The organism is Franconibacter sp. IITDAS19, assembly GCF_023079515.1.
Classification (GTDB): domain Bacteria; phylum Pseudomonadota; class Gammaproteobacteria; order Enterobacterales; family Enterobacteriaceae; genus Franconibacter; species Franconibacter pulveris.
On sequence record NZ_JALJCP010000005.1, the window covers coordinates 309742 to 324942 of the forward strand.

The 15201-nt window shown below is 57.2% G+C and carries 13 protein-coding genes; 7 read left to right on the plus strand and 6 right to left on the minus strand.

Annotated elements, in window-relative coordinates; translation table 11 throughout:
- Positions 1–36: 36 nt before the first annotated feature.
- The 5 genes from pckA to MT962_RS15800 form a co-directional block, all read right to left on the minus strand.
- The gene (gene pckA, locus MT962_RS15780; protein ID WP_024561146.1) at positions 37–1656 is read right to left on the minus strand and encodes a phosphoenolpyruvate carboxykinase (ATP); all 1620 of its coding nucleotides are present in this window, start codon (positions 1654–1656) and stop codon (positions 37–39) included.
- Between the two features lie 396 nt (positions 1657–2052).
- Entirely contained in the window at positions 2053–2931 is an 879-nt protein-coding gene (gene hslO, locus MT962_RS15785; RefSeq protein WP_024558203.1) for an Hsp33 family molecular chaperone HslO, read from the minus strand.
- 23 nt (positions 2932–2954) lie between these two features.
- Positions 2955–3356 carry a ribosome-associated heat shock protein Hsp15 gene (hslR, locus tag MT962_RS15790; RefSeq protein WP_024558202.1) on the minus strand — a complete coding sequence of 134 codons (402 nt, stop codon included), beginning with the start codon at positions 3354–3356 and terminating at the stop codon, positions 2955–2957.
- Positions 3353–4036 carry a GMP/IMP nucleotidase gene (gene yrfG, locus MT962_RS15795; protein WP_247366026.1) on the minus strand — a complete coding sequence of 228 codons (684 nt, stop codon included), beginning with the start codon at positions 4034–4036 and terminating at the stop codon, positions 3353–3355. The genes hslR and yrfG overlap by 4 nt, the downstream gene beginning before the upstream one ends.
- 61 nt (positions 4037–4097) lie before the next feature.
- Positions 4098–6236, minus strand: coding sequence for an intracellular growth attenuator family protein (locus MT962_RS15800; RefSeq protein ID WP_048888792.1), 2139 nt, complete (start codon positions 6234–6236; stop codon positions 4098–4100).
- A gap of 331 nt (positions 6237–6567) precedes the next feature.
- Here MT962_RS15800 and nudE point away from each other — a divergent pair, with 331 nt between their 5' ends.
- Positions 6568–7128, plus strand: coding sequence for an ADP compounds hydrolase NudE (gene nudE / locus MT962_RS15805; protein WP_048888793.1), 561 nt, complete (start codon positions 6568–6570; stop codon positions 7126–7128).
- 55 nt (positions 7129–7183) lie between these two features.
- Here the strand turns inward: nudE and mrcA are convergent, their stop codons facing one another.
- The gene (gene mrcA / locus MT962_RS15810) at positions 7184–9736 is read right to left on the minus strand and encodes a peptidoglycan glycosyltransferase/peptidoglycan DD-transpeptidase MrcA (protein ID WP_024561144.1); all 2553 of its coding nucleotides are present in this window, start codon (positions 9734–9736) and stop codon (positions 7184–7186) included.
- A gap of 119 nt (positions 9737–9855) precedes the next feature.
- Between mrcA and MT962_RS15815 the strand changes: the two genes are divergently transcribed.
- From MT962_RS15815 to aroB, 6 genes are all read left to right on the plus strand, one after another.
- The gene (locus MT962_RS15815) at positions 9856–10653 is read left to right on the plus strand and encodes a pilus assembly protein (protein WP_247366027.1); all 798 of its coding nucleotides are present in this window, start codon (positions 9856–9858) and stop codon (positions 10651–10653) included.
- A complete protein-coding gene (locus MT962_RS15820; RefSeq protein WP_247366028.1) occupies positions 10650–11201 on the plus strand; it encodes a PilN domain-containing protein in 552 nt (183 codons plus the stop codon). The genes MT962_RS15815 and MT962_RS15820 overlap by 4 nt, the downstream gene beginning before the upstream one ends.
- Positions 11185–11667: a hypothetical protein gene (locus MT962_RS15825; protein WP_247366031.1), complete on the plus strand. Its 483-nt coding sequence runs from the start codon at positions 11185–11187 to the stop codon at positions 11665–11667. The genes MT962_RS15820 and MT962_RS15825 overlap by 17 nt, the downstream gene beginning before the upstream one ends.
- Positions 11668–11969: 302 nt before the next feature.
- A complete protein-coding gene (gene hofQ, locus MT962_RS15830; RefSeq protein ID WP_247366034.1) occupies positions 11970–13229 on the plus strand; it encodes a DNA uptake porin HofQ in 1260 nt (419 codons plus the stop codon).
- Between the two features lie 304 nt (positions 13230–13533).
- Positions 13534–14055 carry a shikimate kinase AroK gene (aroK, locus tag MT962_RS15835; protein ID WP_024552823.1) on the plus strand — a complete coding sequence of 174 codons (522 nt, stop codon included), beginning with the start codon at positions 13534–13536 and terminating at the stop codon, positions 14053–14055.
- A gap of 56 nt (positions 14056–14111) precedes the next feature.
- Positions 14112–15200, plus strand: a complete 1089-nt coding sequence (gene aroB, locus MT962_RS15840; RefSeq protein ID WP_024558192.1) for a 3-dehydroquinate synthase — start codon at positions 14112–14114, stop codon at positions 15198–15200.
- The last annotated feature ends 1 nt before the right edge of the window (position 15201 follow it).

Genomic DNA, 15201 nt, shown 5'->3' on the forward strand with positions numbered 1-15201 from the left:
AACCACCCGAGGGTGGTTTTTTTTCGCCTTGCGGCTTCAGAGCCGCGGCCCGGCGCTCACCAGCGCGGCGCCAGCCGGCGTGTCGGTGTACTTCTCGAAGTTGGCGATAAACAGCTTCGCCAGCTGCTGCGCTTTCTCCTGCCACTGCTCCGGCGAAGCGTAGGTGCTGCGCGGGTCGAGAATACGTTCATCCACCCCAGGCAGGCTGGTTGGGATCGCCAGATTAAACAGCGGTAGAGTAAAGGTTTCCGCATCATCGAGCGAACCATTTAGAATGGCGTCGATAATGGCGCGGGTGTCCTTAATGGAGATGCGCTTGCCGGTGCCGTTCCAGCCGGTATTCACCAGATAAGCCTGGGCGCCCGCCGCCTGCATGCGTTTCACCAGCACCTCAGAATATTGCGTTGGATGCAGCGACAAAAACGCCGCGCCGAAGCAGGCGGAAAACGTAGGCGTGGGTTCTGTTACGCCGCGCTCGGTGCCTGCCAGTTTGGCGGTAAAGCCAGAAAGGAAATGGTACTGCGTCTGGCTCGCGGTCAGGCGTGAAACCGGCGGCAGCACGCCGAAGGCGTCGGCCGTCAGGAAAATCACTTTGGTTGCGTGACCAGCTTTCGATACCGGCTTCACGATATTGTCGATGTGATAGATAGGGTACGAGACGCGGGTGTTTTCCGTTTTCGACGCATCGTCGAAATCGATGCTGCCGTCGTCGCGCACGGTGACGTTTTCCAGCAGCGCGTCGCGACGGATGGCGTGATAAATATCCGGCTCCGCCTCTTCAGACAGGCGAATGGTTTTGGCGTAGCAGCCGCCTTCAAAGTTAAACACGCCGTCATCGTCCCAGCCGTGTTCGTCGTCGCCAATCAGGCGGCGTTTCGGGTCGGTAGAAAGCGTCGTTTTACCGGTGCCGGAAAGACCGAAGAACACCGCCACATCGCCCTTCTCGCCCACGTTCGCCGAGCAGTGCATGGAAGCGATGCCTTTCAGCGGCAGCAGGTAGTTCATCACTGAGAACATCCCTTTTTTCATTTCACCGCCGTACCAGGTGCCGCCAATCAGTTGGATGCGCTCGGTCAGGTTAAAGGCGATGAAATTCTCGGAGTTCAACCCCTGCGCTTGCCAGTCCGGGTTAGTGCACTTCGCGCCGTTCATCACCACGAAATCCGGCGTAAAGTTCTCCAGCTCCTCATCGGTAGGGCGAATAAACATGTTCTTAACGAAATGCGCCTGCCAGGCGACTTCGGTAATAAAGCGTACCGACAGGCGGGTATCGGCGTTGGCGCCGCAGAACGCATCGATGATAAAGAGGCGCTTGCCGGAGAGTTGTCGGGTGACGAGATGCTTGAGGTGCTGCCAGGTTTCAGGGGAGAGCGGTTTATTGTCGTTCTTGCCTTTGCCGTTATCCGCCCACCAGAGCGTATCACGGGTAGTTTCGTCGCGGACGATATATTTATCTTTTGGCGAACGGCCCGTGAAAATGCCCGTGTCGACAGCAACGGCGCCGAGATTCGTCAGGACGCCGCGCTCATAGCCTTCAAGGCCAGGAGCCAGTTCTTCCTGATACAGCGTATCGTAATCGGGGTTGTAGACCACGTCGTGGGCGTCACAAATACCATAAGCTTCGAGATCCTGGGGAGTTATACCTTTAACACGCATATCACTGCTCCTTAGCCATTTTTACTGCCATAAATTGTAGGGTTGTTCAGAGAGAGTTAACCGCGATGGGCTTCATATATTTACTTCTTCAATGGATAGCCGCAGCGGAAAATACTGTCAGACCGGTCACGACGCGAGACAGAGTATGGCAGGAGTGTATACCGTAAAGCGGGGATTGTTCCGAATATGTTAAAAAAGGTGGGCGGTAAACGAACAGTTTGTGAGTGTAAGCGCTTTCTCAGGAAACGGTTGCGCGCGGCTGGTGGTAAAACCCGGAAAAGATCGCACTCTTTTGCTGGCTGACTGATAACGACAAGCGGAAAACCCATGCCCGTTCAGGTCATAAAAAAAGCGCCGCCCGGACGGGAAGCGCTTTTTATGAAGAAGCAGGGGAAATTAATGTACCTGCGGGTCCGCCGGGGAGGCGTTATTGCGAATAGCGACAATATCCATTGCATCGAAAACGTAATGGTTGCCGCAATAATCGCAGTGCATATCCACTTCGCCATCTTCAGCAATGATGGTATCCACCTCTTCCGCAGGCAGCGTTTTCAGCGCTTCGGCGCAGCGCTCGCGGGAGCAAGTGCACTTAAACTCCACCTCTTGCGGATCGTAGAGCGTCACTTCTTCTTCGTGATAAAGGCGCCACAGCACGTCGTTGGCTGGCAGCGTCAGCAACTCTTCTGCGGTAATGGTTTCGGTAAGCGTCGCCAGGTGCGCGAAGTCGTCCGCCTGGGCGTTTTGCGCTGGCAGCACCTGCAACAGCATACCGCCCGCCGCCGGGCGCCCTTGCGCTTCACCCGTGCGGATGAAAAGGCGTGTCGGCAACTGCTCAGAGCGCAGGAAGTAATCTTCCAGGCATTCCGCCAGCGTATCGCCTTCCAGCCCTACCACGCCCTGATAGCGTTCGCCTTCGCTTGGGGTGATAGTGATAACCAGGTAGCCGTTGCCCACCAGCGTTTTCAGATCCGCATCAGCCGGAACGTCACCCTGTACACGAGCCACGCCACGCATCTGCTGATTGTTATCGCCGTTGATGACCGCAAGGCTCATCGGGCCGTCGCCCTGCAACTGCACGGTGATATCGCCAGAGAATTTCAGCGTAGCCGTCAGCAGGCTGGTGGCGACCAGTAACTCGCCCAGCACGTTTTTCACCGGCTGCGGGTAGTCATGGTTTTCAAGGATGCGCTTCCAGGTATCGGAAACTGTCACCAGTTCGCCGCGTACGGCATAGTTTTCAAACAGATAGCGGTGTAATTGGTCGTGTTGGGCCATAATTGTCTCTCTTGGCGCGACGGTTATTCATTGTCGCTGTATTTAAATTTCATCAGATCGCGGCGCTCTTTTTTATCCGGGCGGCGGTCCGGATGCGGCATGGAGAGCGCGTTGAGTTTGCGCGCCAGAGCGAGTTTTTCGCGCTTCTCAATGCTTTCCGCCGTCTCTTCATAGAGCTGTACCGCTTCGGCTGCCGGGCGACGCTGGTCGGTAATGGCTTTCACCACCACGGTTCGCTCGTCGTTGCCCTGGCGCAGCACCAGCACCGCGTTCAGTTCAATTATCTTGCTGGGTTTGGCGCGCTGTCCGTTGTAGTGCACCTTACCGCCTTCAATCATCTCGCGCGCCAGCGCGCGGGTTTTGTAGAAGCGAGCCGCCCAGAGCCATTTATCCAGGCGCACCCCTTCTGCGGTTTTCTCTTTCATGGCGACTCCCTGAGTTGCAGTGCGGGGATCAACCGTCGGTAGTCATTGAGCGCCGGATGACGCTGATAAAGTTTATCCGCCATCCCTGAATCGGGATTGGTCACGCCCAGGCAGTAACGAATGCCAAACTTCGCGGCGGCATCCAGAATCGGTTCGCTGTCGTCAATAAACAGCGTTCTCGCCGCTTCCAGACCGGTATGGCGGGCGACCGCCTGCCACAACCGCTGATCCTCTTTGGGATAACCAAATGTGTGGGTGGAAAGTAATAAATCAAGGTGCTGAGCAAGGCCGGTATGCTCAAGCTTCACCGCCAGATTATGAGGATGCGCATTGGTCAGCAAAATACGGCGTTTGCCGCGGGCCTTCAGGGCTTCGAGAAACGGCACGGTATCTTCACGCAGCACGGCTTTCGGCCCCTGGGCGGTGGTCATCGCGCAGATATCCAGCCCCAGACGTTCGCTCCAGTAATCCAGACAATACCAGTTTAGCGTATGCTGCACCGCGTGATACTCCTGGCGGATATAGCTGTGGGCTTCGTCGAGCGTAATGCCGCGTTTGGCGCTCAGGGTTTCCGGCACCAGCTGGAGCCAGAAATGGCTGTCAAACGCCAGGTCGAGCAGCGTGCCGTCCATATCCAGCAAGACGGTATCAACGTCCTGCCAGGCGATATCTATATGCATGGTTTCTCCAGCCGGAAGAGCAAAGGGCGTCAGGGTATCATACTCCTGACGCCCTTTTTCATCAGAACAGAGAGCGGACCTCGGGGGAGGGGACCAACTGCGGATTCAGGCAGCTTTCATAGTAGTGCTGAATTTGCGCCAGTCGGCTGCGGTTGCGCTGCCAGCGGCGCAGCGCCATAAAGCCGTTATAAATTACGCAAACCAACATGGCGACCATCAGCAGGGTGGTGCCGATGTAGCGCCACAGGCCCGCGCTGTCGGGAATACTGTGCAGCGCCACGTGTTGCGTGCCGTTCGCATCGGTGCGGATGCTGGTGATAATGCCTTCCGCATGGAAAGGCGTTTGCATCAGCATTTCCGCCAGCCGCTGGAACTCTTTCCATTGCTCCTGCGCCGGATAGTCATAGAGCGACATTGGCGGGTAGGGCTGGTCGACTAAATCTTCGCCTTCATCGCTGACTATCATAAAGCCGCCCGGCGGCGGACTATTAAGCGCCTGCGCCGCCCGGTTGGTTTCACGCTGGAAGAACGGCGCGGTGGAGGTCGTGACCAGACTATCCAGCGACTCAGCGCTGACCGGGCGCAGCAGGACATTAATACCGTCGAGCTTGCCGGCGCTGGCGCGGTGGGTCAGCGTCTCCCAGTCTTTCGTGTTGCCAAGGTTCACCAGCGCGTTTTTAAGGCGAACACACTCATCTTCGCCGGTGCAGAGCGCTTCGGTCAGCAGCACGATTTCCGAGAAATCATCCAGCAGGATCATGCCCGATTTCTGGATAGCGGAGGCCAACTGCGGGTTGATTTTACTTTCGCCCGCCATCGGATGAAGCTGGCGGTTCACCGCTTCGGTCAGCGCCGTGGCTTTGGCGACGACATCAGACTCCGGCAACGGCAGCAGCCGTGCGTTATTCCAGAGGATTTGCGAACAGTCGAACGGCATGAACGGATAGTTTTGCCGCGGCGAATAGCTGCCCGGCAGATGAATATTACACATCCCGGTACCGTTGACGCGCAGGGTATCGCCAACGCGCAGCCCGGCCTGCTCCAGTTGCTCTACGCTTGTCGCTTCAACGGTTTGCGCGCCCTTAAGCCAGGAAACGGTTAGCTTAAACGGCATATCGAGCGGCACCCAGAGCGTGAGCAGCGTTAATACCACCAGCGCGCCCAGCGAGATGATGGCGTTGCGCAGCCAGGGCTGCAGCGGGAAGTTTTTCACCTCTTCATGCAGGGAGAGAAAACGACCCTGCCGCACGACATGGCGATCAAGGTAGATATCAATATCGGTTTTCTGGCCTAAATCCTGGTGAATAAACGGCTGCCAGTGCGGCGGATAGACGAGGTCGATAATGCCAAGCGAAATATTATTGATTTGTTCCTGGTCCGACTCGCCAAACAGCCCCCAGCGCTTTGGCGTGCCGCGCAGGCAATGAATTTCCCGCAACGCGGTTTTCGCAGGCGGCGCGAAAAGCCCCCACAGCCCCGCCGCCAGCAGCATAATGCCGCCGCCCAGCAGCCACGGCAGAAACATCTCTGGCGTCACCAGACAGAGAAAGAAAAGCATAAACGCGCCGCAGATGAGCAGCGCTTCGCGCAGGCCGTCCGGCCGCCCCAGGGAGTGCTCCTCGTGAGTCTCCTGGCGAATGTTAAGCAGTTCGATCTGCTCGCTCTCTTCGCCGCGAATCGAGGCCTGGCGAGAGGGATTGTGCTCCAGCGCGTAGCCGCGCGTTTCGGGCGCCGAATTCTCCAGGCTATAGCCATTTAGCGAGATAACCAGCGGCAGCGTTGCGGTAAGGATAAGCTCGACGCTGTTGTCATCGGTGATGTGCTGCTCCCAGAAGGGCGGCAGGTGCACTTCCACCGAGTCCAGGTAGTAACGCCATTTATTGGGGTCGTCAGTGCTCAAACCGTAACGCGTAATGGAGCGCGTTAAAGCATAGACCGTGTTGCTTTGTGAAGTGAGCGTCAGGCTAATGGGCGCTTTGCTGGCGCCCGTCGGGCCAGGGGCGTCCTGATAGCGAGCCAGCGTCTCAAGATAGCTTTCTACCGCGCTGCGCTCATCCGCAGAAAGTTTACGGGTAGTAGCGCCAGTAAAAGTGTGAGCGGACAGCCTGCCGCCGCGGTGATGTTTTTTACGCTTCAACCACCATCCTGCAATCACCATACAGGCCAGCATAGCAGCTACGAAAATCAATAAGGTGCTCATGCTTTCCCCATCAAACTACGGTTCCTGGTACAGATATCGACAAACGTCACCAGCAAAAAGCAAGTGTGCAAAAGAGCTTTATCGGCAGGTATGAGGTGCAACTTGAGTGAAATTACTGAGGCATACCAGCGGCTGTGAAATGGTAGCAAAGGCGGATCGGCCTAAATATCAGCAAATTCTTATTTCAATTTCAGCCTCTTGACAATTGTTCGCAATTGCGAAATATCTCGAAACAAGGTTACAAAAATGTAAATAACAGCCAATTCACATTGCTCAAACCGTGCGGCATGTCGCACAATGAAGACTATTTCTTACCTCTGTGATCCATGCGATGAGTAAACCATTACAAAAACCCACCATTCTCCGTGTTGAATCTGTAGCCCGTTCCCGTCTGTTTAACGTGGAAACTGTGGATCTGGAGTTCAGCAACGGCGAGCGCCGGGTCTATGAGCGTATGCGCCCCTCCACCCGTGAGGCGGTAATGATTGTGCCCATTATTGATAATGAACTGGTGCTGATCCGCGAGTACGCGGTGGGTACAGAGTCTTATGAATTGGGCTTTCCCAAGGGGTTGATCGACCCGGGCGAAACCGTGTTTGAAGCCGCTAACCGCGAATTGAAAGAAGAGGTGGGCTTCGGCGCGCATGAGCTCACGTTTTTGAAAAAGCTCACCATGGCGCCGTCGTATTTTTCCAGCAAAATGAACATTGTGATGGCGGAAAACCTCTATCCCGAATCGCTGCAGGGCGATGAGCCGGAGCCGTTAGTTCAGGTGCGCTGGCCGCTTGCGGAAATGATGACGCTGCTGGAAGACCCGGATTTTAGCGAGGCGCGTAACGTTAGCGCATTGTTCCTGGTGCGCGAATGGCTCCGGTCCCAGGGCCGCTTTTAACCTGCGCACCGTCATAAAAAAACGCCCCTTTGCAGGGGCGTTTTTGTTTTTGCCATCAGAACAATTCGTGCGTTTCGCCATTATCGATGAGCGTGGTGCCCACCTCATGCACGGCGTGCTGCGTTGGCTGCGTACCTTCAATAAAATACTCTTCGCGGCTGTTGCCGCCGTTCGCTAACTGTCCGGTGCTGCGGTCGATGTTCACCGTCACGATGCCCGGCGGCGGCGTCAGCGGCTCTTCAGGCACGCCCTCAAGCGCGGCTTTCATATAAGCGTCCCAGGCGGGCTGGGCGCTCTTGGCGCCGCCTTCGTAGCCGGAAATCTGGTCCGCAATCGCGCCGGAAGCGCTGGTGCGTCCAAGATCGCGACGATGATCGTCAAAGCCAATCCAGACCGAGGTCACCACGCCCGGACCATAGCCGGAGAACCAGGCGTCTTTGGAGCTGTTGGTGGTGCCGGTTTTACCGCCAATGTCACGACGCTGTAAATCCCGGCCCGCGCGCCAGCCCGTACCCTGCCAGCCCGGTTCGCCAAAGATATTGGTATTCAGCGCGCTCTTAATCAAAAACGACAGTGGCGTATTGATGACATGCGGCGCGTACTGCGGCGCAGGGCTCTGCGCGACCAGCGCTTTGTTAGCCTGCTCAAGCTGCGGCATCGGCACGGTGGCGTTCTGCTGCTCCTGCGACGTCGCCACCTCTTCCACGTCTTTATTTTCAAGCACATTGGATTTTGGCGTATCGCCGTAAATCACCGGAATATCGCAATCCGCGCAGGCCACTTTTGGCATCGCCTGGAAGAGCGTATCGCCCTGTTCATTGAGGATTTTAGTAATGAAGTAGGGGTCGACCAGGTAGCCGCCGTTCGTCATTACCGCATAGCCGCGCGCCACCTGCATCGGCGTAAAGGAAGCGGAGCCAAGCGCCAGCGATTCGGTATGGACAATATTCTGCGCCGGGAAGCCGAAGCGCTGCAGATACTCCGCCGCGTAATCGACGCCCATGGCGCGCATGGCGCGCACCATCACCACGTTTTTAGACTGTCCCAGCCCCTGGCGAAGACGAATCGGGCCATCGTATTGCGCAGGCGAGTTTTTTGGCCGCCAGTCGGAGCCTGCACCCGCATCCCAGCGTGAAATCGGCACATCGTTGAGGATGCTGGCAAGCGTTAGCCCTTTATCCATCGCCGCAGTATAGAGGAAAGGCTTAATATTGGAGCCTACCTGGCGCAGCGCCTGCGTGGCGCGGTTAAACTTGCTTTGGTTAAAGTCGAAGCCGCCTACCAGCGCCATGACGGCGCCATCTTTCGGGTTGATGGAGACCAGCGCCGAGTTCACGTCCGGCACCTGGCCTAGCCACCAGTTGTCGCCGACTTTACGCACCCAAATTTGCTGGCCGGTCTGCACCACATCGGTCACTTTACGCGGCGTTGGGCCTTGCGCGGTGTCGGAGCGGTAAGGGCGCGCCCAGCGCATGCCGTCCATGGAGAGTGTAATAGACGAACCATCCGCCAGCAGCGTCGTCGCCTCCGCAGGCGATGCCTGTGTGACCACCGCGGGCAGCAACGGCCCGTAAGTCGGCAGGTTTTTCAGCGAATCCACAATACGTTGTTGATCCCACGCCGCTTCGCCCACTTTCCACAATACGTTCGCCGGGCCGCGGTAGCCGTGGCGCATGTCGTAATCCATCACGTTGTCGCGCACCGCCTGCTGCGCCGCCTGTTGAAGCCGGCGGGTAATCGTGGTGTAGACCTTGTAGCCGTCGGTGTAGGCGTTTTCGCCGTAGCGATTCACCATCTCCTGGCGCACCATTTCAGAAAGATAAGGCGCGGAGAAAGCGATTTCCGGAGCGTGGTAAGCCGCGTCGATAGCTTCATCGCGCGCGCTATCGTACTGCATCTGGGTGATATAGCCCTCGCTCAGCATGCGCGAAAGCACCACGTTGCGCCGCGCCGTTGCGCGGTCAAGCGAATAGAGCGGGTTGAAGGTGGAGGGCGCTTTTGGCAGGCCGGCGATGACGGCCATTTCGCTTAGGCTCAGCTGGTCGATAGTCTTGCCGAAATAGACCTGCGCCGCCGCCCCGACGCCATAGGCGCGGTAGCCGAGGTAAATCTTATTCAGGTAGAGCTCAAGGATTTCATCCTTGCTCATGAGTTGCTCAATGCGTATCGCCAGGAACACTTCCTTGATTTTACGCACCAGCGTGCGCTCCGGGCTTAAGAAGAAGTTACGCGCCAGCTGCTGCGTGATGGTGCTCGCCCCTTGCGAAGCGTGGCCGGAAAAGAGCGCCACGCTTGCCGCACGAAATATCCCTACCGGGTCGACCCCGTGGTGTTCGTAAAAGCGGCTGTCTTCGGTGGCGATAAACGCTTTCACCATCACCGGCGGGATCTGATCAAGCGTTAGCGGAATACGGCGCTTTTCACCGTACTGGGCGATAAGTTCGCCGTCGGCGCTGTAAACCTGCATAGGGATCTGGAGCCGCACATCTTTCAACGTGGCGACATCGGGTAACTGTGGCTCTATGTACTTGTAAAGACCATAGATCGAGCCGGCTCCCAGCAGAATGCAAAAGACTGCAAGGATGAATAAATACTTTACGAACTTCACCGGGAATTTCTCATTTGGTTTCGTTTGGGCAGTTTATAAACAATCGCGCGGTAGTATAAAGGCAAGCCTGAAGCATTGATATGTCATTTTCACCCGGCACGATAAGGAGATCGGCAATCATGACAAACGGCAGATGGCAAATTGGCTTGCATATTCAAGAAGATAGTGTAAAGGCGGTGGCGTTGAGCCGCAGGCGCGGCGGCTGGGCGCTGTGCCGCTGGTGGCATATTCCTGCCCGTGAACCTCTCTGGCGCGAAGGGGTAATAACAGGCGATAGCGCGCTGCAGTCGGCGTTGCGTCAGTGGCGCGCGCAGTTGCCGCGCGGACATAGCCTGCGCATCGCTTTCCCGGCTCAGCGTACCCTGCAACGTGACATTCCGCGTCCGACCGCCACGCTGTGCGAATCGGAATGCGAAACATGGCTGGCGAGCGCGACCGCTCGCGATCTTCATCTCCCGGCAGACACGCTCTGGCTTGACTACGCGCTTGCTGAAGAGCCTGCCCGGTTTCAGGTAACGGCTGCGCAGAAAAGGGAAGCCGAAGCGCTGCTAGCCAACCTTCGCGCGGCAGGGTTCCAGCCCGAAGCGCTAACGCCGGACGCCTGCGCATTAACGGCCTTCTGGCCTTACGCGCCCGATAATGTAGCGCTTATCGCTTGCGAAGCCGCAGGGCAGTGGTTATGGGCTTCCCGCTCGCGCTGGGGGGTAATCGAGCGGGGCGGTCTGCTGCCCCTGGCCAAACAACTGGCAATAAGCGTCGAACGCGTAGCGGTATGCGGTCCGTTGCCGGCAGAAGCGGAAGGTTGCCTGCGTCTGGATCCGCTTGTTTTTATCACTTTTCAGCAGCCGCCGTTATTAAAAACGCCTGAATGTTACGCGGTGGCGCTTGGCCTTGCGATGAGCGAGGTCGCGCGATGAGCGCGCTTATCAATCTGCTTGCCTGGCGCGCCCGACGACGCAAACGACGCATGCGGCTCTGGGCCGGGCTGTTTGCCAGCGGCGCGCTGGCGGTGGGAGCCGCAACGCTGCTCTGGTTCTGGCTTCTCATACAGGCGCAGGCGCAATGGACCGTCCGCACAGAAGCTGCGCAGCTTCAGCAGCGCGCCCAGGCAAGCCGGCTTGCGAACATCGCGGCGCTTAAGCAGCGCATAGAGACGTTACGGCAACAGGTTGAGCGGCGAGTCGCCCGGCAAACGAGCCTTGCGGCGTGGGAACCTCGTTTGCTTGCGCTCGCGGAGTTCACGCCGTCGGTTCTCTGGTTTACAAGCCTGAGCTTCACTGAAAACTCATTGCTGTTGCAGGGAAAATCGCGCGATCCCGATGCAATAGCGGCGCTGCAGCAAAGCCTGCGGCAGTTGCCCGGTTTTCCGGCCAGCGAGATGGGAGAGACGGCAAAAGCGAGTCATCGCGAATGGCGTTTCTCTATTGCGCTTTATCCGGAGGTGAAGCATGACGCCGCACCTTGAACGCTGGCTCACGGCTCCCGTTAGCGTGCGCCTGCTGTGCTGGTTGGCGTGGACGATGGCATGGCTTGTCGTCGGCTGGCTTGCGCTGGCCCCGACCCGGCAGGAAAACGCGGCGCAGGCGCTTCGTTATCAGAAACTCATGCAGACGGTGGAGCGGCAGCGCCAGCAGCTTGCAGGCCATCAGGATGAAGCGCAGCACAATCGTCAGATAACGGCGCTGGAGGCGAAGCTCAAACCGGAACCTTTCTCTGCGCTGGAGCTGGTGCAGGCGCATGGCGGACGACTGGCGCGCTGGTCGCCGGATGGTCAGCGCGGCGAACTGGTAGTCGATCTTGCGTGGCCGCAGGTACCCGCTTTTTTTGCCCGACTGGCGCGCTACGACATTGAAGCGACGGCATTTACGTTAGCGCCCCATGAGAAATCGTTGCGCCTTTCGCTACAGCTGGAGATGAAACATGCGCAGTGAATGGTTGCTTATCGCGGCGTTAATGCAGCCCGCTATCGCCAGCCGTAATCCTTTTGAACCTCCCGCCGGAGATTGCGATACAGAAAAAACGGAGCGCTGGCGTTATCTCGGCATGGTTGGTCGGGAAGAGGCGGTACGCGGAATTGTCAGGACGCCGGAAGGAAAGTCGCTTCGGGTAAATGTGGGAAGCAGGCTGTACGAAGGCTGGCGCGTTAGCGCCATCGCTGCCGCGCAAATCACGCTTGTGGCGGATGGCGCCTGCGAGGAAACGCCGCAACACTGGAAGCTTAAGGAGCAATCCCATGGTAAGGAAACTTCTTCTTTTATTAGCATTGAGCGCGGCGGCAAGTCAGAGCCTGGGCGCAACGGTCAGCCCGCCGCTTTCCGTGGTGGTGGACGAAGCGCCGGTAGCGCAAGTGCTGCAGGCGCTGGCGGAGAGCGAAAAGCTGAATCTCGTCGTGGCGCCAGGCGTTGAGGGAACGCTTTCTTTGCACCTTATTGATGTGCCATGGCGGCAGGCTTTTCAGGCGGTCATCGACAGCGCCCGGCTGCACTGGCAAAAAGAGGGCGCCATCTTGCGCGTCTATCCGCAGGATTGGGAAGCGCAGCAGCAGGCGCGGCGTTTAGCGGCGCGCCAACAGCGCCAGCTTAGTCAACCTGTCGGGAACGAGACTTTTACGCTGGGGCATGCAGACGCGACAGAGCTGGCCGCCGCCATCGGCGCGCTGGGCGATAAGCTCTTAAGCCCGCAAGGAAGCGTGACGGTAGATAAACGCACTAACCGGCTGCTGGTGAGCGATAACGCCGCCGCGATGAAGCGGGTGCGCGACTGGATAGCGCAAATGGATATCCCGGTAGGGCAAGTGGAACTGGCCGCCCATATTGTTACCATGAATGAACAAAGCCTGCGCGAGCTAGGCGTGAAATGGGGGCTGGCGGAGCCGGAAGGGGATATCAAACGCTGGCACCCCACAAGCCTTTCTGCCGATCTTAGCGTGGCGAACGCGACCACGCATGTGGGTTTTAACGTCGGGCGCATCGATGGACGAATGCTGGACGTTGAGCTCTCGGCGCTTGAGCAGAAAAATCAGGTAGAGATTATCGCCAGCCCGCGACTGCTGGCGGCTCATCAGCAGCCCGCCAGCATCAAACAGGGCAGCGAGATCCCGTATCAGGTCTCCAGCGGCGAAAGCGGCAAAACCTCGGTCGAGTTTAAAGAGGCGGTGCTGGGTATGGAAGTGACGCCCACGATTGGCAACAAAGGCACCATTCGCCTGAAGCTGCGCATCAGCCAGAATATGCCGGGGCAAGTGTTGCAGCAGGCGGATGGCGAAACGCTAGCCATTGATAAACAAGAGATTGAAACACAGGTAGAAGTGAAAGATGGCGAAACCCTGGCGCTGGGCGGCATCTTTCAGCACAAAAATAAATCCGGCAAAGACAGCGTGCCGTGGCTTGGGCAAATTCCATTACTGGGAAGGGTATTTAGCCATGACGGTAAGGGAAACGAACGGCGGGAGCTGGTGGTTTTTATTACGCCGAGGATTGTTAAGAGCCGTTGATGTATTAGCGTGAGCTATGATTTTTACGTTTTAAGTCCTCCGGATGTTTGACGAAGGGGTGGAATTAGCATACAAGGAGTACCGATTTGAGAGTCGGTAAGAAACGGTGCTTTCCGTGATGTTTTTTCACTCCCTCGCACCCGGTACGGTAATTTATTCGGTTGCCAAACTACCTGGAGTGTTGAGATAATTTTTGATCTGACTCTCGCACTATCGCATAAGAGGTTTCAGTTCATTTCCCGTGACGCAGGGTTGTGGCGCACCGGGTTTATCATCAACGAATTGTCTTAGTAGTACCGAAAAAATGGCAGAAAAACGCAATATCTTTCTGGTTGGGCCTATGGGCGCTGGCAAAAGCACCATTGGGCGTCAGTTAGCTCAGCAGCTCAATATGGAATTCTACGATTCTGATCAAGAGATTGAGAAACGGACGGGCGCTGACGTGGGCTGGGTCTTCGATGTCGAAGGCGAAGAAGGTTTCCGCGATCGTGAGGAAAAGGTTATCAACGAGCTGACGGAAAAACAGGGTATTGTGCTCGCGACGGGCGGTGGTTCTGTCAAATCCCGCGAGACCCGTAACCGTCTTTCCGCCCGTGGCGTCGTGGTTTACCTGGAAACGACCATCGAAAAGCAGCTCGCCCGTACCCAGCGTGATAAAAAACGCCCCTTGCTTCAGGTAGAGACGCCGCCGCGCGAAGTGCTCGAAGCGTTAGCTAACGAACGCAATCCGCTTTATGAAGAAATTGCCGACGTGACCATTCGCACCGACGATCAAAGCGCGAAAGTGGTGGCTAACCAGATTATCCATATGCTGGAAAATAACTGATTCCAGTTAACCCAATACTCGTCTGCGGGTACTAGCACATAAGGTTACTGAGCGTCATGGAGAGGTTGACAGTCACTCTCGGGGAACGTAGTTACCCTATCACCATCGCGGCCGGATTGTTCAACGATCCGGCTTCCTTTTGGCCCTTGCGCGCGGGTGACCAGGTAATGCTGGTAACCAACGAAACGCTGGCGCCGCTTTACCTCACCAACGTTCGCCAGGTGCTGGAACAGGCGGGAGTGAAAGTCGACCAGGTTATCCTGCCCGACGGCGAGCAATACAAAAGCCTGGCGGTGCTTGATACTGTCTTTACCGCGCTGCTGGAAAAACCGCATGGCCGCGATACTACGCTTATCGCTTTGGGCGGCGGCGTAGTGGGCGACCTGACCGGTTTTGCCGCAGCTTGCTACCAGCGAGGCGTGCGCTTCATTCAGGTACCAACCACGCTGCTCTCGCAGGTGGATTCCTCCGTTGGCGGCAAGACGGCTGTCAATCATCCCCTTGGCAAAAACATGATCGGCGCTTTCTACCAGCCTGCTTCGGTGGTTATCGATCTCGATTGTCTGAAAACCCTTCCTGCGCGTGAACTCTCTTCCGGCCTTGCTGAGGTCATTAAGTACGGCATTATCCTTGACGGCGATTTCTTCAACTGGCTTGAAGAAAACCTGGATGCGTTGCTGGCGCAGGATGGTGCGGCGATGGCTTACTGCATTCGCCGTTGCTGCGAGATAAAAGCGGAAGTCGTGGCGGCGGATGAGCGTGAAAGCGGCTTACGTGCTTTACTCAATCTTGGCCATACTTTCGGCCACGCTATCGAAGCGGAAATGGGCTATGGCAACTGGCTGCACGGCGAAGCGGTCGCGGCGGGCATGGTCATGGCGGCGCGCACGGCGCAACGCCTGGGCAATTTTAGCGAGGCGGATACGCAGCGCGTTATCGCTCTGCTCAAACGCGCAGGCTTGCCGGTAACGGGGCCGGAATCTATGGCTCCGGAAGCCTATTTACCGCACATGATGCGTGATAAAAAAGTGCTGGCGGGAGAGCTGCGTTTAGTGCTGCCGCTGGCTATAGGGAAAAGCGAAGTGCGCGGCGGAGTGCCGCACGAGGTAGTTATTGGCGCTATTGCTGACTGTCAGCAGGCGTAAC

Bases quoted from the DNA above. Each gene is read 5' to 3' on its own strand.
- hslO (WP_024558203.1), bottom strand. From the start codon at position 2,931: ATGGCCCAACACGACCAATTACACCGCTATCTGTTTGAAAACTATGCC.
- nudE (WP_048888793.1), top strand. From the start codon at position 6,568: ATGAGTAAACCATTACAAAAACCCACCATTCTCCGTGTTGAATCTGTA.
- yrfG (WP_247366026.1), bottom strand. From the start codon at position 4,036: ATGCATATAGATATCGCCTGGCAGGACGTTGATACCGTCTTGCTGGAT.
- MT962_RS15825 (WP_247366031.1), top strand. From the start codon at position 11,185: ATGACGCCGCACCTTGAACGCTGGCTCACGGCTCCCGTTAGCGTGCGC.
- MT962_RS15800 (WP_048888792.1), bottom strand. From the start codon at position 6,236: ATGAGCACCTTATTGATTTTCGTAGCTGCTATGCTGGCCTGTATGGTG.
- MT962_RS15820 (WP_247366028.1), top strand. From the start codon at position 10,650: ATGAGCGCGCTTATCAATCTGCTTGCCTGGCGCGCCCGACGACGCAAA.
- pckA (WP_024561146.1), bottom strand. From the start codon at position 1,656: ATGCGTGTTAAAGGTATAACTCCCCAGGATCTCGAAGCTTATGGTATT.
- aroK (WP_024552823.1), top strand. From the start codon at position 13,534: ATGGCAGAAAAACGCAATATCTTTCTGGTTGGGCCTATGGGCGCTGGC.
- hslR (WP_024558202.1), bottom strand. From the start codon at position 3,356: ATGAAAGAGAAAACCGCAGAAGGGGTGCGCCTGGATAAATGGCTCTGG.
- MT962_RS15815 (WP_247366027.1), top strand. From the start codon at position 9,856: ATGACAAACGGCAGATGGCAAATTGGCTTGCATATTCAAGAAGATAGT.
- aroB (WP_024558192.1), top strand. From the start codon at position 14,112: ATGGAGAGGTTGACAGTCACTCTCGGGGAACGTAGTTACCCTATCACC.
- hofQ (WP_247366034.1), top strand. From the start codon at position 11,970: ATGGTAAGGAAACTTCTTCTTTTATTAGCATTGAGCGCGGCGGCAAGT.